General features: G+C 72.8%; 11 protein-coding genes. 2 read left to right on the forward strand and 9 right to left on the reverse strand.

Features of this window, described 5'->3' with window-relative positions:
• Positions 1-119 precede the first annotated feature (119 nt).
• Positions 120-1202: a GNAT family N-acetyltransferase gene (locus ACSLTV_RS31265; RefSeq protein ID WP_432137966.1), complete on the forward strand. Its 1083-nt coding sequence runs from the start codon at positions 120-122 to the stop codon at positions 1200-1202.
• A 12-nt stretch (positions 1203-1214) separates the two neighbouring features.
• On the opposite strand, the gene ACSLTV_RS31270 is transcribed toward ACSLTV_RS31265, so the two are convergent.
• Genes ACSLTV_RS31270 through ACSLTV_RS31310 form a run of 9 tightly spaced genes read right to left on the reverse strand, consistent with a single transcriptional unit; the run spans position 1215 to position 13696 of the window.
• On the reverse strand, positions 1215-2294 hold the full coding sequence (locus ACSLTV_RS31270; protein WP_432137967.1) for a GNAT family N-acetyltransferase: 1080 nt from the start codon (positions 2292-2294) through the stop codon (positions 1215-1217).
• Positions 2291-3658: a beta-galactosidase gene (locus tag ACSLTV_RS31275; protein ID WP_432137968.1), complete on the reverse strand. Its 1368-nt coding sequence runs from the start codon at positions 3656-3658 to the stop codon at positions 2291-2293. Before ACSLTV_RS31275 ends, ACSLTV_RS31270 begins: the two co-directional genes overlap by 4 nt.
• A complete protein-coding gene (locus tag ACSLTV_RS31280) occupies positions 3655-4758 on the reverse strand; it encodes a glycosyltransferase (protein WP_432155595.1) in 1104 nt (367 codons plus the stop codon). Before ACSLTV_RS31280 ends, ACSLTV_RS31275 begins: the two co-directional genes overlap by 4 nt.
• On the reverse strand, positions 4748-6358 hold the full coding sequence (locus tag ACSLTV_RS31285; RefSeq protein ID WP_435613324.1) for an ArnT family glycosyltransferase: 1611 nt from the start codon (positions 6356-6358) through the stop codon (positions 4748-4750). The genes ACSLTV_RS31280 and ACSLTV_RS31285 overlap by 11 nt, the downstream gene beginning before the upstream one ends.
• Entirely contained in the window at positions 6355-7155 is an 801-nt protein-coding gene (locus tag ACSLTV_RS31290; RefSeq protein WP_432137971.1) for a PIG-L deacetylase family protein, read from the reverse strand. The genes ACSLTV_RS31285 and ACSLTV_RS31290 overlap by 4 nt, the downstream gene beginning before the upstream one ends.
• Entirely contained in the window at positions 7145-9019 is a 1875-nt protein-coding gene (locus tag ACSLTV_RS31295) for a glycosyltransferase (protein ID WP_435613325.1), read from the reverse strand. Before ACSLTV_RS31295 ends, ACSLTV_RS31290 begins: the two co-directional genes overlap by 11 nt.
• The gene (locus ACSLTV_RS31300) at positions 9016-11466 is read right to left on the reverse strand and encodes an oligosaccharide flippase family protein (RefSeq protein ID WP_432137973.1); all 2451 of its coding nucleotides are present in this window, start codon (positions 11464-11466) and stop codon (positions 9016-9018) included. Before ACSLTV_RS31300 ends, ACSLTV_RS31295 begins: the two co-directional genes overlap by 4 nt.
• Positions 11463-12965 (reverse strand): glycosyltransferase family 4 protein, encoded by a 1503-nt coding sequence (locus ACSLTV_RS31305; protein ID WP_432137974.1) that lies wholly within the window; start codon positions 12963-12965, stop codon positions 11463-11465. Before ACSLTV_RS31305 ends, ACSLTV_RS31300 begins: the two co-directional genes overlap by 4 nt.
• A 5-nt stretch (positions 12966-12970) precedes the next feature.
• Entirely contained in the window at positions 12971-13696 is a 726-nt protein-coding gene (locus ACSLTV_RS31310; protein WP_435613326.1) for a glycosyltransferase, read from the reverse strand.
• Positions 13697-14372: 676 nt separating this feature from the next.
• Here ACSLTV_RS31310 and ACSLTV_RS31315 point away from each other — a divergent pair.
• Positions 14373-16160: a glycoside hydrolase family 15 protein gene (locus ACSLTV_RS31315; RefSeq protein ID WP_432137976.1), complete on the forward strand. Its 1788-nt coding sequence runs from the start codon at positions 14373-14375 to the stop codon at positions 16158-16160.
• Positions 16161-16175: the final 15 nt, after the last annotated feature.

Consider the following 16175-nt stretch of genomic DNA (forward strand, 5'->3'; position numbering starts at 1 on the left):
ACGGAAAAGGCCGGAATGCCCTTGTCGTCCACCCCGGCTAGGCTCCTTGCGTGGAGGCAGCCGCCCGGCCGCGGGTCCGGACGCCGCGGGCCCCGGCCTCATGCAGGCAGGAGAAGGCCGTGAACGCACCCGCTGTGCTCCTGACGGACACGTCCGCCGGACCCGTGCGCGTGACCACTCCGGCGCCTCGGGAGACCTGGTGGCGGCTCGCGGACCAGGACCCGGCGACCAAGGTCACCCAGACCCCCGCCTGGCTCGACTGCGTCCGTGCCGGCGGGCCGTACGAGGACACCAGCCGCCTGTACGAGTTCGAGGGCGGCACCCGACTGGTGCTCCCTCTGGTGTCCCGGCGCCGGCGCCCGCGATGGCTGGAGACGGAGGAGTCCTGGCCGGCCGAGTGGGGCGTGGGCGGTCCCGTGTCCCCGGAGGGCGTCGGCCCGCGGCAGGCCCGGGCGGTCTTCGACGACCTCGCGCGGCGACCGGCCCTCCGCGTCGGCCTGCGGCTGCGTCCCGAGGACGCCGCGACGTGGGCACACGCGGCGCCGGCGGGCTTCCGGGAGGATCTGCACACGGTCCATGTGCTCGGCCTCGACGGCGGGTTCGGCGCCGTCTGGGAGCGGCGCTTCCACCCGAGGATGCGGCGCGACGTCCGCCGCGCCCAGCGCTCGGACGTCGAGGTGGAAGTGGACCGCACCGGGCGTCTGGTCCCGGAGTTCTACGCGCTGTTCCAGCAGTCGATCGAACGCTGGGCGGCCCAGCAGCACGAGCCGCTGGCGCTCGCCCGGTGGCGCAGAACGCGCGCCTTCCCCAGGAAGCGCGTGGAGACGGTTGCCGAGCGGCTGGGAGAGGCGTGCGCGATCTGGGTGGCCCGGCACGCCGGGGAGCCTGCGGCGGCGATCGTCGTCCTGCGCCACGGAACGCACGCCAAGATGTGGCACGCGGCCATGAACAGGGACCTGGCCCATCCGGTCCGGGCCACCCCCCTGCTCCACTCGCTGGCGATCGAGGACGCCTGCGCGGCGGGCTGCCGGGAGTACGACCTGGGCGGGTCCCGCCAGGGTGCGTCCCTGGCCCGGTTCAAGGACGGCTTCGGAGCGGACGTCGTCGCCTCTCCCCGCTACTACCGGGAACGGCTTCCCGTCTCCACCGTCGACCAGGGCCTGCGGAAGGCCGTCAAACGCGTGATCGGCTTCCAGGGCTGACCCCGCCGCGCGTCAGCTCCTCCTTGCGGCCCGGTGACGGACGTCGAGGGCCTTGAGCGCGATCCGCCTCAGCGCCGGACTTCCCGCCACCACCGCCCGCATACGCTGGACCGACGCCATCTGGGCGTGCCGGAGCGCCGCCGGCACGGTGCCCAGGGACACCCACCCCTCGCCCAGGGGCCGGTCGCCCGTCTTCATCTCATGCTTGTACCGCGCGTCGCCCTTTCCGAGGTCGAGGCACTCGACGCCCTGGGCCGCCGCCGCCCCGGCCATCTTCAGCAGCAGCAGGATGCCGGGTGAGAAGCGCGCGGCCTCGGGGGCGTAGGCGGGGAACCAGTACTGCAGCACCCGGCGTGAGCGCAGCCCGAAGTGGACGGCGACGGGCTGCTCGCCCGCGTACAGCGTCGACAGGATGCCCGAGCAGTCGGCTGCCCGGGTCAGGTGCAGTTCCCGCAGCAGTGCCACGACCGAGGGACCGGCGAACAGGTCCACCTGCCCCTTGGCCCGGTACTGGGCCGACTTCCACCGCATCAGCGTGTCGAGGGACACGGGCGACGGGTCGTCGAACACCAGCCGAACCTCGCCCAGGGTGCGCCGCAACCGCCGTTCCTTCGCCTCCAGTTGTCTGGTCCGTTCCCGGGACCTGGCCCTCAGCTCCGCCGCGTACGCCTCGAAGCCCTGCGCCAGGTCGATGACCGGCGACGCGGACCGGCGGACCACTCCCCTGTCGAAAGGCCCTTGGTCCGCGGTGAGATGGTCGTAGCGCCACAGGTACAGGCGACAGGCCCGCAGCAGTTCCTGTACGTCCCAGTCCAGCCCCGGGGCGTGGATCAGCCCCTGGGTGTCGCACAGACCGCTGCCGATGGGCATCCCGAGACCCAGCCTGTGGCGCTCGAAGGGGAAGTAGCCCACCGGTCCGGCCGCGTCCGAGAGTACGGCGACCCGTGCCGAGGGGCGCTGCCGTCCCACGGCCTGGGCGAACTGCGCGGACAGGAACGGGCTGGCCAGCGCCGGAGACGACTGCTGCAATGCGCTCCAGGCGGCGAGGTCTCCCGCGGCGAGGCCGTCAGGGGTGTGCACGGTCACCGTCATGGGGTGCCTCCTCTCTGCAACCGCGCGATGAGCAGGGCGTAGTCCTGGAGTGAGGATCCGGGAGTGCCGTCGTGGAGATTGTGGTCGAAGGCCCACATCAGTCCCGTGAGTCCGCAGGCCTTGAGCTGGCGCCCGGCCTCGTTCATGACGCCCGGGTGGTACGCGGCCACGTGGGGTCCCGCGCTCTCTCCGCTGACGTGGAAGCCGTAGTGGGCGGCGATCCGGGAAACCCACCGCACCGACGACCACGCCCGCACACGGGCCTCCGGCCCGCTGCCCCGGGCGAGGGCGTCGAGGTCGACGGCGCGGTCCGCAGACCGGCAGGCGTTGTTCCTCGGCGTGCCGGATCCGTCCACCAGGGCCGTGGACACCAGTTGGACGCCGGGCCGGTGATCGATGAGCCCGATCGTGCGGTAGAAGCCGGCGCCTCGGCTGAGGAGCCCGCCGACGGCGGTGGCCCCCAGGTGGTCGCGCAGGGCGGCGGACAGGTCGCCCGGATAGAACCCGGCGCCGGGGACCAGCACCAGCAGACGTCCGGTGTAGCCCAGCGCCTCGTACTGCCGGATCTGCCAGTTCACCGCATCGGCCAGCGCGCTGAGATACCAGTCGTACCACCGGGACACCTGCCCCGTGGCCATGGGTGCGCCCCGATACTCGGGCTGCCCCGGCCGCCACCCGGGGAAGGGATTCGGCGCCACGGTCGCGGGCCGGCCGGGATCCGCTCCGCCCGCCTGCGCGTGCCGGTCGAAGGCCCAGTACGACGCGTGGCCCCGGGTGTCCGGGGCCGGCCGCGGATAGGTGAACTCTCCGGTGTCGTTCACACCGATGCGCAAGGCCCAGAAACTGCCCAGGCCGATCTGCCGGTCCAGACGTCGCAGATAACCTGCCACCTCGTTGCGGACCTCCTGGCTGAACACCAGGTTCGGGGCCTCGGTGAAGCGTGCGCCGTCCTGGTCGGTGAAGGCGGCGTCCGGATACCTGTCGAAGAGCCAGGCCGGCGGGCTGTTGAGGCCGAGGCCCGCCTCCACACGCAGGCCCGCGTCGTGGAAGACCCGCACCTTCTCCTTGATCGTGGCGACGTAGCCCTGGTCCACCTGCCCGGGAGCCGGTTCGAACCGGTTCCAGTGGACCGTCATATGGGCCACGCCGATCCCGTGGTCCGCGCTCGCGCGTGCGGTGCGCGGGCTCGTCTGAAGCGTGCCGAAGAAGTACCTCTCCTGGTGGCCGTTGTCGTTGCCGAGCCGGCTGAAGGAGAGCCCTGCGGCGACGACGGCGACGACGGCGACGGCGACGGCGACCGCCAGGCACACGGCCCACCGGCGGCTGCGCAGGCGCCTCCCGGCGCACCCGGACCGGTCCGTCATGGCAGCAACTCCTCGTACAGGCTGGTGTACTGCGCCAGGAACCGCGCCTCGCCGAAGTGCTCCTCGACCACCGCGCGGCCCCGCTCCGCCAGTTGCCGCCACCACCGGGGCCGTTCCCACAACTGCACCAGGAGGCGGCCGGTGCCGAGGCAGTCTCCCGGTGCGGACCGCACCACGGTGTCGTGCAGTGACTCGAACTGCGGAAGCCCGCTCAGGATGACGGGGCGCCCGGTGGCCAGGGCCTGGAGCACCGTGAGTGGAATGTCCGCCTTGCCGCCGAGCGTCCGTGGGACGTAGAGGAGGACGTCCGCGGAGGCCATGAGACCGTGCATGTCGTCAACGTGCCCCAGCACCTCCGTCTCGGGCAGGCCCGCACGGGCCGCGCGGGCCCGCAGCGCGCGCTCCCGCGCCCGCGTGTCCTGCCCCGGCCGGTCTCGCAGGGCAAGCACCAGCCGGAAGCGGGCTCCGGCACGCGAGGCGACCGCCGCCGAAGCGAGGGCTTCCTCGGCACCGCCCCCCTCGTCGTGGTGTCCGGTGACCAGCACGGTCGGCGGCTCCGCGGACGGACGGGGCCGCCAGGGCCACGCGTCGAGCGGGACGACGGGCGAGATCACGCGGACGTCCTGGAACCCGGCGGTGCGCAATGCCTTCGCGGTGGCCTCGGACAATGCCACGGTGGGCCCGAGCGGATGGCACTGCGCGAGAAGAGCGGGGTCCATGACGCCGGGGACGGTGTGCAGGACCGGAGTGCCGCCGAGGAGCCTCGGCCAGACTCGGGAGAACCGGGGGAAGCCGCTGCCGATCGTCAGCACGGCATGCACGAGATCGCACCGCCGGCCCAGCACCGTTCCGGCGGCCGCCGCCTGCACCCGCTCCGGCAGGTGGGGAACGCCGTCCCGGGAGGCGAGGGGCACCGGCGTCCCCGGGATGTCCCGCACCATCGCGTCAGGTCGCGGCCATTTCCGGAACCAGCGGTAGCGCACGTTCGGGACGCCCCGCGCCAGGGCCATCGCGAGGTCGGTGTCCCCTCCCAGCCCCCCGTCCACCGGGCCGCTGGTGAGGAGCAGGACCCGAGGACGGCAGCGGTCGTCAGCGGCCATGGTCGGCCCCCGTACGCAGGCCCCAGGCCGGCGAGGGCGCGTGCTCCGTCCCGGGCGGTGGCAGCGGCAGCTCGTACAGCGCCAGGGTGCCGTAGGAGCGCCCGGAGAAGGAGAACACCAGGCGCCCCTCGTCCGCGAGGGCCCGGGCCGTACGGGCGTCCATCCGGCCGTACCCCTGGTCGATCACCTTCCAGGGGACGACCAGATAGCGCGCGTGCGCGCGGGACCGGTCCTGGCGTGTGACCCAGTCGCCCATCCTGTACTTGTCCCGCAGCGCCCATGACGAGACGCCGCCGCTGGCCCCGCCGTCGGCTGCGATGACGGCACTGCCCGCGGGCACGTGCTTGTCCATGTAGTCGCGCAGTTCGGCGTAACCGTCGTCGTGGCCGGTGCGCACCTTGGCGTAGGAGGTGCCGGAGAAGGCGAGGGCCGCGGCGAGGAAGCCGACGGTGGCCAGCAGCAGGACACGGCGCCGCTTGCCCCGGCCGTTCCGCTGCCGGTACCACTGCATCCCGACGGAGAGGGCGGCGCCCAGCGCCACGAGAGTCGGCACGATCAGCAGGTACAGCGCCTGTTCCTCCAGCGTGCCCTGGGCGAGCGCGAACAGCAGGGTGAGCCCGGCGCACAGGTGGAACAGCGCCAGCATCCTGAGCACGGGGTCCTTGCGGCGCAGCAGAACCACCAGAGCGATCGGTCCCGCGAGCAGGAGCGCGTACGTGGACGCGTAGGTCGTCACCTGGTCGGTGAGCCGACTGGTCAACGCCGGAGTGCCGGGCGCGTTGAACCCGGACTCCTGGACGATCCCGATCAGGCGGGCCGCCCCGTGGTACTTGGCGTACCAGAACGGGGAGATATGGCCGCTCAGGCCCACGAGGCCCACGTACAGGCCGTACGGCAGCAGGCTCACTCCCAGCGTGATGAGCATCAGCCGCCGCGGCGCGCCCCAGCCCAGGGACAGTGCGATGAGCAGCGGCAGGAGAGTGATCAGAGCCGAGTGGTCCTTGGTCAGCAGCGCCAGCCCGAAGAGCAGACCGGCCGCCGCGGCCCTGAGGCGGGGCCGACCCGGCAGCGGCTCGCGGGACAGGGTGAGGAGCACCAGGTATCCGGCCAGTACGAACAGCATGGTCTGGGTGTCCAGCATCACCCGGTCGTTCTGCCGGATGATGTACGGGTCCAGCGCGAACAGCAGGGCGGCCGCCACGCCGGCCGTGCGGGATCCGGCCATGGTGACCAGGAGCAGCACCAGGACGGCCGTGGCGGCACCCAGGAGAACGTTCACCAGCCGGGCCTGGTACACGCCGGTGACGAGGTCGGGGCTGAAGCCGACGAGTTTGCCCCAGCCCGCCTGCACGTAGAAGTAGCCCGGCGGATGCAGGAAGAAGAGACCCTCCGAGGTGCGGGGGAATCCGCCCTGCGCGGCGCTGACGCCCAGTTTCCGGTAGATCAGCTCGTCGACGAAGAGGTCGGCGGAGCGGCCCACGTTCACCAGGCGCAGGGCCAGGGCGAACAGGAAGACGCCGCCCGCCAGGACCGGCGTCGACACTCTCCGGGAGGTCTGCCGGGGCAGGGTCCGCACGTGGGGTGCCTCCGCAACGGTCATGGGGAGTCTCCGGGGAAGAGGTAGAACTCGGGGGCGAGCGGGACCTGCCCGCCGGGGAACATGGCCCGGGCCTGCGTGCGGTAACCGAGGATCGAGGCCGCTTTGGCTTGCAGCCCCAGGGTCCAGGCCACGGGCCGGCCGAGGTTGTTGCGTCGTACGAAGGCGGCGTCGGGGACACCGCTCTGGTCGTAGGGGAAGTCGGCGTAGTAGACCACGCGGCGCCCGCTCAGCTCGGCTGCGGTCCTGACCAGCAGATGGTCGGCGTGCCCGCCGACTGCGAGCGGCGCCAGGATCAGCGGCCCGCTGCCGCCCGGTGTCCCGGAAACGTCCAGCGCCCTGACGACACGGGTGAGGTCCCGCAGCAGGCCGTCGTCGTGCGGTGAGATGCTCCCGGCGGCGAGATGCGCGCGGTACGTGGGGTAGACGTGATCCCGTTCGGGCAGCACCCGGCTAGCCCGGCGGCCGCCCTCCGTCTTGCGGCGGAAGAGCCCGTCGGTGAATCCCGCGTGCCGCCAGGCGACGCCCATGGCCTCGAGTACCTGACGGTCCTCGGCGCGCCGTGCCGCGTACAGTTCCTTCGCGTCCCGCACCCCCGCCAGTCGCAGGCAACGGCGTGCGGACAGGGTGTACGGCGGCGGGCCGCCGTTCGTGAACAGGGTGAGGACGGTGACGGGCACCTGCCGCCGGGCGTGGGCCATCAGTGCCCCGCAGGACAGCACCGCGTCGTCGGCGTGGGGTGACAGCACCACGATCGGACCGCCTTGTGCGACCGTGTCGGTGACGGCCTCAGAAGTCATCGCGGATCGCCTCCCGCCGTCCCGTGGCGGCAGCGGTGGACGCCAGCACGCCGCGCACCAGATCCGCATACCGTTCGGTCATGCCCTCCCAGGTGTACTGCTGCGATGCCGTATGCGCCTGTCGGCCGAGCGCACGGCGGACGTCCGGCTCCCCGGCGAGGCGGCCGATCTCCTTGGCCAGCGCCTCGACGTCGAAGGGGGGAACGCTGACGTTCCCCTTGCCGTCCATCCAGCGCAGAGAGGGCAGGTCGAAGTGGATCACCGGCTTGCCGTGCGCCATGCTCTCGAGCGCCACGAGGCCGAAGGTCTCGCTGCGTGAGGGCATGACCATGAAGGCGCTCTCCGCCAGCAGTCGTTGCTTGGGTTCGTGGTCGAGGTAGCCGAGCCAGCGGGCGTCGCCGCCGGTCCGGGCGAGCATCGCCTTCACCTTGCGTTCCTCGGCCGGTGTGCCGTGTCCGGCGATGTACAGGGGCAGCTCCGGGGCGGCCGCCTCGTAGGCCTTGAGCAGCAGGTCCAGCCCTTTCAACCGCACGTCCACCCGGCCCAGGAAGAGGATGTGCCCGCCGCCGCCGAAGGAGGAGTCGTCGACGTACTGCTGGTCCACGCCGTTCTCGATGAGGTGTACCGCCGCCTTGGGGCTGTGCCTCCGGGCGTCCGCGGCGTCCGCCCGGTTCAGGACCACCAGGTGCCGGTAGCTGCGAAAGCCGAGGTGCTCGAGGGGGAAGGCGGGAATGCGGTACTTCAGCCAGGTGGCCTCCCCGCAGCGGCACTGGTTGATCCCGATGACGGGCCGCCCGGAGAGGCGGGGCAGAAGGCCGGTGGTGAAGGGCGGCGTGAGGTTCTCCAGCCACACGTCGTGCCGGACCCTCCGCGCGATGAGGGGCAGTGCGGCCTGGAACAGCAGCTGGGCGGCTCGCGGACCGGCCCAGCAGACCGGTACGAAGCGGTATCGCAGCCCGTCGCGTACCAGGGTCCCGCCGTGTCGCGCCGCGGTGACCACGGTGACGTCGAATTCCTTCGCAAGCCGCCGGGCGACGTGTTCGACGACGACCGATCCGCCGCCGCGGTAGCTCGTGTTCCGGCTGTCGTCGAAGTTCGAGATCACCACCTGCCCGCGCCGGGAGGGGGCGGCGCCGTCGCCGGTGCCGTCGTGGCCCGCTCGCAGGCGCGGCAGCGTGCCGTCGTGCGAGGCGAACGACCGCACGGCGGTGTCCGCGGCGGCGGCCGGCGTGGTGGCGAGTGCGTCGAGTGGGACGACGCCGCCCGCGGCGGGCGCCCAACGGCGGTAGCGTTCCTGCCAGCGCCGACCCGGCTCCCTGCCGTCGTCCGCGCCGCCGTCCGCCTCTGCCGCGCTCTTCAGGAGCAGCGTCACATCGTAGGCACCGGCCAGGCGGCTGAAGAGCGCGGCGGTCCGTGAGCCGGCCGAGGGGTCGAACTTCGCCAGGCAGTCGAGCGGCCCTCGGTCCGTGAGTATCACGCTCGGGCGGCCCGTGAGGCCGCGCACCGCGGCTCGGAGCCGCGCCGCGCCCAGCCGCGCCGCGATCTCGGACGCGTCGATGCGGGCGTGGACGGCGTCGAACCAGGCCCCCGCCGGGGACCGCGAGCCCGCCGGCTGCGCCGACCGGGGACGTCCGGGGAAGCGGCGGCACAGCACGCAGCCGTAGCAGTAGGTCCTCGTGACCGTGTAGCCGCGTCGACGCAGCGTCGCGACCACCTGGTGGACCAGGGTCGTCTTGCCGGAGTCGTCGGGGCCGGAAACCGCCACCAGGAGGCCGCCGGAAGAGCCGAGGTGCCTCCTCAGCCCGGTACCGACGCTCGGTGCGGGGCCGCGGCGCGGCTTGCGGGAAGCGTGTCGAAGGCTCATGAGGTACCTCGCTTCCGGGACTTGGCAACGCACAGCGGCACCCTGAGCGCTGCCTCGCGTACGGCGCCCGCGATGTGCTTCTCGCGCAGCAGCCGGGGGGTGTGCTCCGCCGCCACGCGAAGCGAGACCGGGACGGGAAGCGGCACGGGCAGGGCGAGGGCCTCGCCGCGGTCGAGCCTTCCGATGGCCGCGACGGCCGTCGACAGGGCATGGCTGTGGGCGGTGCCCCAGCCCTCCCGGCCCGCTTCCCGTCGGGACTCGGCAACCACTTCGGGCCGCAGGAGCGGCCGGACGGCAAGCAGTTCGGACAGCTCGAAGGACAGGTTCTGGAAGAGCGCGTGGGCGAGCCAGATGCGCAGGCGGTCGGCCGGACAGGGCTCCAGCCAGGGGGCGCCCTGCGCGGCGCGGGCGCCCGCGAACAGCCGGGCGTTGGGCATGACGGGGACGCCGAACCAACCCACCGACGCGTGCAGATGGGCGGCAGGCCCGCTCGCAGGCCACAGGAACACCTTCGACGAGCGCTCCAGCCAGTACCGCTCGCGGCGCACCCACCAGCCGGACAGGGCTCTCTCCGCCGCCGCCCACTGCCCGTCGGGGACCACCAGGTCGAAGTCGCCGCCGAGGTGCTCGCCCGGCTCGTCGGCCTTGATGAGGACGCTCGGGACACCAGCGGTCAGCAGACGCTGCGTAGCCTCGAGCACAGTGCTGCGAAACACCGCGTCGCGCTGTTCCACCTCGGTCACGGCCGCGGCCAGCTGCCGCGGGTAGGCCCGGGCCAGCAGGGCCTCCGTCCGGCAGGCTCGGGCGACCCGCATGGCGTCGCGCAGCTCGTCGTCCCCCGCGGGCCGCGCGTCGCGGCGCCACACGGCGTCGAGGAGGAGCCGGAGGGGTGCGGTGTCGCCGTTCGGGTGCCCGTCGCCCGGGTGGCCGCCGCCGTGCCTGACGCCGACCGCGTCGGGTGCGTGCGCGGCACCCGCGGTCGCCGTGGATGCTCGTGCGGGCCGCGCCGGGGTGTCCTGCGCAGGTCCCGAGGCCTCCGACGGCCCCTGCGCGGCGGCCGTGGTGCGGTGGCGCAGGAAACGAACGGTCGCCAGGACCGCCACGGCCGTCGCGGCGATCAGCCACACGACGGGGACCGGGCGCAGCGCCACGAGCACGCCGATGACGACGATCGGTTCGACCATCGGCAACTGCGCGAAGACGTGGAAGCCCTGCCTGCGTACCAGCAGGTGTGCCACCAGCAGCAGCGCCGCCACCGCGCCGCAACAGCCGCCGATCGCGAGCCCGAGCACTCCCGCAGCCTTCCAGCCGGCCAGCAGACCCGCGACGAAGAGCAGCACTCCGACGGCCTGACGGTACTGGCAGGACTGGTCGTTGACCGCCTGGAAGAAGGTGGAGACGAGGTTGATGCCGCCGACGGCGAATCCCGAAACCGCGGTGAACACCACCAGCCGGCTGATCAGGCCGTAGTCGGACGGGAAGACCACGTCGAACACCTCGGGTGGTGTGGTCGCGTACACCGCCGTGAGGGGAAGGGCCACGATGAGGTACATCCGCATGGCACTCCCGGCCAGCGGAGTTCCCATGCGGCGCCGGGACAGCGCGGGGAAGAAGGCGACCGAGATGGCGCCCGCCAGGAAGAGGGGCGCCCGGCCCATCATCACGCTCGCCTGGTAGCTGGCCGTGGCCGGGCCGTCGGCCGGGAGCAGGGTGATCAGGACGAGGTCGACGGAGGCCATCAGGGCCACCAGGCTCTGCACCGTGCCCAGCCCGAGCGCACGTCGCCACAGGTCGCGGTTGGCGCGTGCGTCCGCCCACCATCCGCCCCCGCGAGTCATCCGGTACGGCCACCAGATCAGCAGGGGGACCGCGGCGACCCCGAAGGCTGCCAGGGCACCCGTGGCCCCGAACCCGAGGACCGAGACGAGGAACAGGCCGACCACGACCTTCAGGACCGCCTCACCGGTGAGGGCCCAGGCCAGGGTGCGCATCCGCTCGGTGCCCTGGAGCCAGCCGCCGCTGACCCGCGTGACGTAGATCAGAAGGGTGGCACCGCCCAGGGCGGCGACCGTGCCCGCGCCGGCGAACCGGGTGGCGACCAGGGCGACCGCCGCGCTCGCCAGAACGCCGCCGGTCACCGCGATCACCACGGAGAATCGCACGGCATCGCTGCGGTCGGCCTGCGAACGGGCGCGTGCCAGAGCCTGCGCCAGCACCCAGGGGATCGCGACGAGCGCCACGGTCGCGGCGCAGAGCACCAGCCCCTGCCCCGCGGCGAAGGTCGCGAAGTCGTCGACGTTCAGCAGCCGTGTCAGCAGCAGGGCGTAGCCGTAGTTGAGTGCACCGATGATGAGCCATGCCGCGGTGATCCAGCGCGCTCCCTGAACGGCGGTGACATCGTCGGATCGGGCGCCCGCGCGGTGGACCGAGGTGCTGAGGGATGTCATGGCGTGGTCCGGTCGCTGTCGCCGAGAGCGCCGCCGAGGCGGACGGGAAGCGGGCCGGCCGCCGGTTCCGGCCCTGTGGGAACGATCGTTCCCACCAGGACGTCCTGGCGGCTCGCCAGGGAGAGTTCGTCCGGGTCGACCCCCAGGCGCCCCAGTGCCCGTACGGCGCGGACCTCGTCGCAGCCGTGCAGGAGCACCCGGAAGGTGTTCCCCTGGCGGTCCCAGGCGTCGGTCAGCCGCAGGGCGTTGCGGAGGAAGCGCTCCATCGCGTCGCCGTCCGCCACGAGGAAGCTGCCGATGACCGAGAGATCGCTCGGCCGGCGGCGCGAGTGCCGGTGCCGTCGCGTCCGCGTCATCTCCTCCAGGACCACGGCGGCCAGCCGCTCGGCGCTGCTGTCCCAGGAGAACGTGGCCGCCCAGGACCGGCACCGGGCCGCCGCCCGCTCCCGCGCGGCGGGGTCGGCGAGTGAGCCCAGCGCGTCGGCGATCCCGTAGGCCAGATCCGATTCCGGGGGCAGGAGCCATCCGGTCCGGCCGGGCCGGACCGCGTCGCGCAGACCGGGCACGTCGTAGACGACGGCAGGGGTACCGACGGCGTTGGCTTCGATGACCGTCAGGCCCCAGCCCTCGGCCACGGAGGGGGCGACCGTGAGCCACGCCCGGGCCAGCATCTCCCACTTGCGTGCCTCGCTCACCCGGCCGTGGAAGGAGACGGCGCCGCCGACCCCCTCGCGCACGGCGAGGGCCCGCAGGTGGTCGAGTTCGCTTCCGTCACCGGCGATGTCGAGGTGTATGTCCGGCATCTTCTGCGTCAGCGTGGGCATCGCCCGCACCAGCAGTTCCAGCCGCTTCTGCGGGACGAGTCTGCTGACGACCGCGATGGCGGGCGTGCGGCTGCGTGGCACACCGAGCGCGGCCCGTGGTCCGTCACAGGCGCTGACGGGCGGGGACCCGTTGGGCACGATGTAGGCGGGGTTGTGGAAGCCCAGTTCGCGCCGGATCCCCTCCAGGGTGGACGGCGAGACCACGACGACCGGCCGCCCGCGGTAGACGGCGCGGCTGACCTGCTTCTCCAGGAGCCGGCCGACGATGTTCAGCGGCCGGGGCAGGAGCATGTCGAACTGGTTCTGGTGGACGTGGTGCACCACGCACAGGTCAGCGGTCCAGCGGGGGCTGAAGAGCGGTGAGAAGAAGGGAATGCCGTTCTGGCAGTCTATGACGGCGTCGTAGGCGTGCCGGTGGCTCAGCAGGTGCCGGGCCGCCGCGGCGTAGACACCGTAGGTGCCGCCGCCGCGCAAGATCCGTATGCCCTCGGACATCGAACTGGGCGGCGATCCCGGGTGGCGCGCGGTGAACACCGTGACGCGGGCGCCCGCCTCGCTGAAGCGGCGGGCGGTCTGCCAGCAGTACTCCTCGGCGCCGCCGGCCTGCGGATGGGAGGGATCACGCCAGTTGAGGAAGAGGATGTCGGCTCGAGCGAGCTCGTTCAGTGCAGTCATGGCGGTCACCCCCGGACCCTTGAGATCCTGATCAGATCGGCCATCGAACGCAGACCGTCCCGGCGTGCCGAGAACGTCGATCCCGGCACGTCGCACCAGCTGACCGGCACTTCGGTCACGCGGTGTCCCCGGCGTTCGAGGCGGGCGAGTATCTCCACGTCGAAGGCGAAACCGTCGACGCGGCAGTCACGGACGACCTCGCGGATGAGCGGTCCGTCGAAGAACTTGAAGCCGCACTGTGTGTCGGCGACGTCGGGGATCGTCAGCCGGGCCAGCTGCCTGAAGGCCCAGCCGCCGCAGCGGCGGAGCGAGGGCTGCTCCGTCTCGTAGCGGGCTCCGGGGGCGCGCCGAGAGGCGATCACCGCCGGGTGGCCCTGCTCGAGCAGGACCATGATCTGGTCGAGCGTTGCGATGGGGGTGGCGCTGTCGGCGTCGGCGAATCCCACGTACCGGGCCGAAGAGGTGGCGATGCCCCGGCGGACGGCGGCTCCTTTCCCGTGATCGCTGCAGCCGATGGTGCGGACGGGGACCGGTGCGCGGGCGAAGCGCTCCACGACGTCGCGGGTGCCGTCGGCGCTGTCGTTGTCCACCACCACGACGGCGGAGGTCCAGGGCCGGGCGGCGAGGTGGTCGACGGTGACGCCGATGGTGGACGGCAGACGGCGTTCCTCGTTGAACGCCGGGAGGATCAGCTCCAGATCCACCATCGGACGCACGAGCCTGAAAGCCATCACGGATCGCCGCCTTCCCATGGACGCCGGAGGAGGGCGGCCCGGTGATGTTCTCCGGGTTCCGGATCGCCGCCCGGGGCGGTGCCCGAGCCGCCCGGGCGGCGACGCCCGGCCGTCCGCGGGGCGGCTCCGGGGGCCCGGTGGCGGCATATCGGCGACCAGCGCCTGGGCACGTTGCAGACCTCGCTCGTCGTCGCCTCGGTGATCCTGTCGGACGCACGGCGGCACCGGACGTTGCCCGCCTGGGCGGCGGAGGGGCGGGAGGACGCGCGCCTCGGCCAGTCGGTCGCACGGCGCAGTGGGTGGGGAACGACAGCGGTCGGGGAGTGGCCGGCCGCAGCAAGAGACTTCATGAATGGCACCTAAAGAGATGATTACGGCGTATACATACACTTTCGTCCGGTCTTTCCGTGGAGTCAAGGCGAGCCCGTTGGGGTGTGCCTCTACGTCCTCCGTCCAGGCTGGGGGGTCATGCAGGGCCGTGAAGAAGGCGGCGGGGCAGGGGGCGTGGGGGCCGCTCACGGGCTCGTGCCGACTTGCCCGACTGAAGGGTGAAACTGTATGTTTACAACGTAAATATGCGTGCGAACCACGCGCAGGCGCCGCGGCCGCACTCTCCGGACGTCCGGCCCTCCGCCTCTTCGGCCGACCGGTTCGAGAGGACGGCGACGCGTTCATGAGTGCTCCCATCGAGGACTACGCCCTCCTCAGCGACCTGGAGACGGCCGCCATGGTCGGCCGGAACGGCTCCGTGGACTGGCTGTGTCTGCCCCGGTTCGACTCGGAGGCCTGCCTGGCCGCGCTGCTGGGCACGCAGGACAACGGCTTCTGGCGGGTCGCCCCGGCTGCCGCGGCCGGGGCCCGCGCCCGCCGCGCCTACCGGCCCGACACGCTGGTCCTGGACACCTGGTGGGAGACCGCCGAGGGAGTCGTCCGGGTCACCGACTTCATGCCGCCCCGTACCGAGGCGCCGTGCATGGTCCGCGTGGTCGAGGGGGTGTCGGGGGCCGTGCGTGTGCGCAGCGAGCTGCGCCTGCGCTTCCACCACGGCCGCGTGGTGCCCTGGGTCCGGGCCCGCGACGAGGGCAGCGTCGCGGTCGCCGGGCCGGACGCGGTGTGGCTGGCCGCGGACGGTGCGGTGCAAGCGCTCGGCCGGGAGGGCTCCACCGTCTGGGACGTCACCGTCCCGGCCGGCCGGCGGCTCGCCCTGACCCTGGTGTGGGCGCCCTCGCATCACCCCGGGCCGCCCGCCGCGATGGGCGTCCCGGCGGAGACGCTGCTGAAGGAGACCGACGACTTCTGGCGCGACTGGGCGGGCCGGTGCCGGTACCAGGGGCCGTGGCGGGACGCCGTGGTGCGCTCGCTCATCACCCTGAAGGCGCTCACCTGCGCTCCTACCGGGGGCATCGTCGCCGCACCCACCACCTCGCTGCCCGGGTGCATCGGCGGTGATGCCAACTGGGACGACCGGTGCTGCTGGCTGCGCGACTCCACCCTCACTCTGTCGTGCCTGCTGCGCAGCGGGTACCGGGAGGAGGCACGCGCCTGGCTCGGGTGGCTCATGCGGGCGGTAGCGGGAGACCCGGCCGATCTGCAGACCGTGTACGGTCTGGGCGGCCAGCGGCTGCTGCCCGAGACCGAGGCGCACTGGCTGACCGGGTACGAGGGGTCCCGCCCGGTGAGGTTCGGGAACTCCGCGGCCGGCCACTTCCAGCTCGACGTGCACGGCGAGGTCCTGGACACGCTCCTGCTGTGCCTGCGGGCGGGGATCCCCATGCCCGCCCACGGGTGGGACGTGATCGAAGCGCTGATGGGTTTCCTGCAACGGCACTGGCGTGAGCCCGACCAGGGGCTGTGGCAGGAGCGGGGCCCGCGGCGGCAGTTCGTCCACTCCAAGGTCATGGTGTGGGTGGCCGCCGACCGGGCGCTGCTCATGGCGGAGCTGCTGGGACGCAACGGATCATCGGCCGGGTGGCGGGTCCTGCGCGACGAGGTGCGCCGGCAGGTCCTGCGCAGGGGCTGGGACGCCGAGCGGCGGTCCTTCGTGCAGTCCTACGGTTCGGCCGGTCTGGACGCCTCCGCCCTGCTGATGCCCCGGCTCGGCTTCCTGCCCGGCCGGGACCCGAGGGTGCGGTGCACCGTCCGTGAGATGCGTCGACTGGAGCACGGCGGTTTCGTACGCCGGTACGCCCCCGACGGCGGCGGCGCGGACGGCCGTGAGGGCGCGTTCGTGACGTGCTCCCTGTGGTATGCCGACGCCCTCGCCGCGACCGGTCGCGGCGCACAGGCCCGCGAGGTCTTCGAGCGGGTTCTCGGCGTCCGCAACGACGTGGGGCTGCTGTCGGAGCAGTGGGACCCGGACGCCGGTCGCCAACTGGGCAACGCACCCAAGGCGTCCAGCCACATCGCGCTGGTGGAGACGGCGTTCGCGCTGTTCGGCGGGCGCAGGACGGCAGCACGGTAGGCCGATCCTCGGGCG

Source organism: Streptomyces sp. bgisy159, assembly GCF_965341775.1.
Lineage (GTDB): Bacteria > Actinomycetota > Actinomycetes > Streptomycetales > Streptomycetaceae > Streptomyces.

Excerpts from the sequence above, each read along its gene's own strand:
- ACSLTV_RS31290 (WP_432137971.1), bottom strand. The coding sequence starts at position 7,155 with ATGACTTCTGAGGCCGTCACCGACACGGTCGCACAAGGCGGTCCGATC.
- ACSLTV_RS31315 (WP_432137976.1), top strand. The coding sequence starts at position 14,373 with ATGAGTGCTCCCATCGAGGACTACGCCCTCCTCAGCGACCTGGAGACG.
- ACSLTV_RS31310 (WP_435613326.1), bottom strand. The coding sequence starts at position 13,696 with ATGGCTTTCAGGCTCGTGCGTCCGATGGTGGATCTGGAGCTGATCCTC.
- ACSLTV_RS31300 (WP_432137973.1), bottom strand. The coding sequence starts at position 11,466 with ATGACATCCCTCAGCACCTCGGTCCACCGCGCGGGCGCCCGATCCGAC.
- ACSLTV_RS31280 (WP_432155595.1), bottom strand. The coding sequence starts at position 4,758 with ATGGCCGCTGACGACCGCTGCCGTCCTCGGGTCCTGCTCCTCACCAGC.
- ACSLTV_RS31285 (WP_435613324.1), bottom strand. The coding sequence starts at position 6,358 with ATGACCGTTGCGGAGGCACCCCACGTGCGGACCCTGCCCCGGCAGACC.
- ACSLTV_RS31295 (WP_435613325.1), bottom strand. The coding sequence starts at position 9,019 with ATGAGCCTTCGACACGCTTCCCGCAAGCCGCGCCGCGGCCCCGCACCG.
- ACSLTV_RS31275 (WP_432137968.1), bottom strand. The coding sequence starts at position 3,658 with ATGACGGACCGGTCCGGGTGCGCCGGGAGGCGCCTGCGCAGCCGCCGG.
- ACSLTV_RS31270 (WP_432137967.1), bottom strand. The coding sequence starts at position 2,294 with ATGACGGTGACCGTGCACACCCCTGACGGCCTCGCCGCGGGAGACCTC.
- ACSLTV_RS31305 (WP_432137974.1), bottom strand. The coding sequence starts at position 12,965 with ATGACTGCACTGAACGAGCTCGCTCGAGCCGACATCCTCTTCCTCAAC.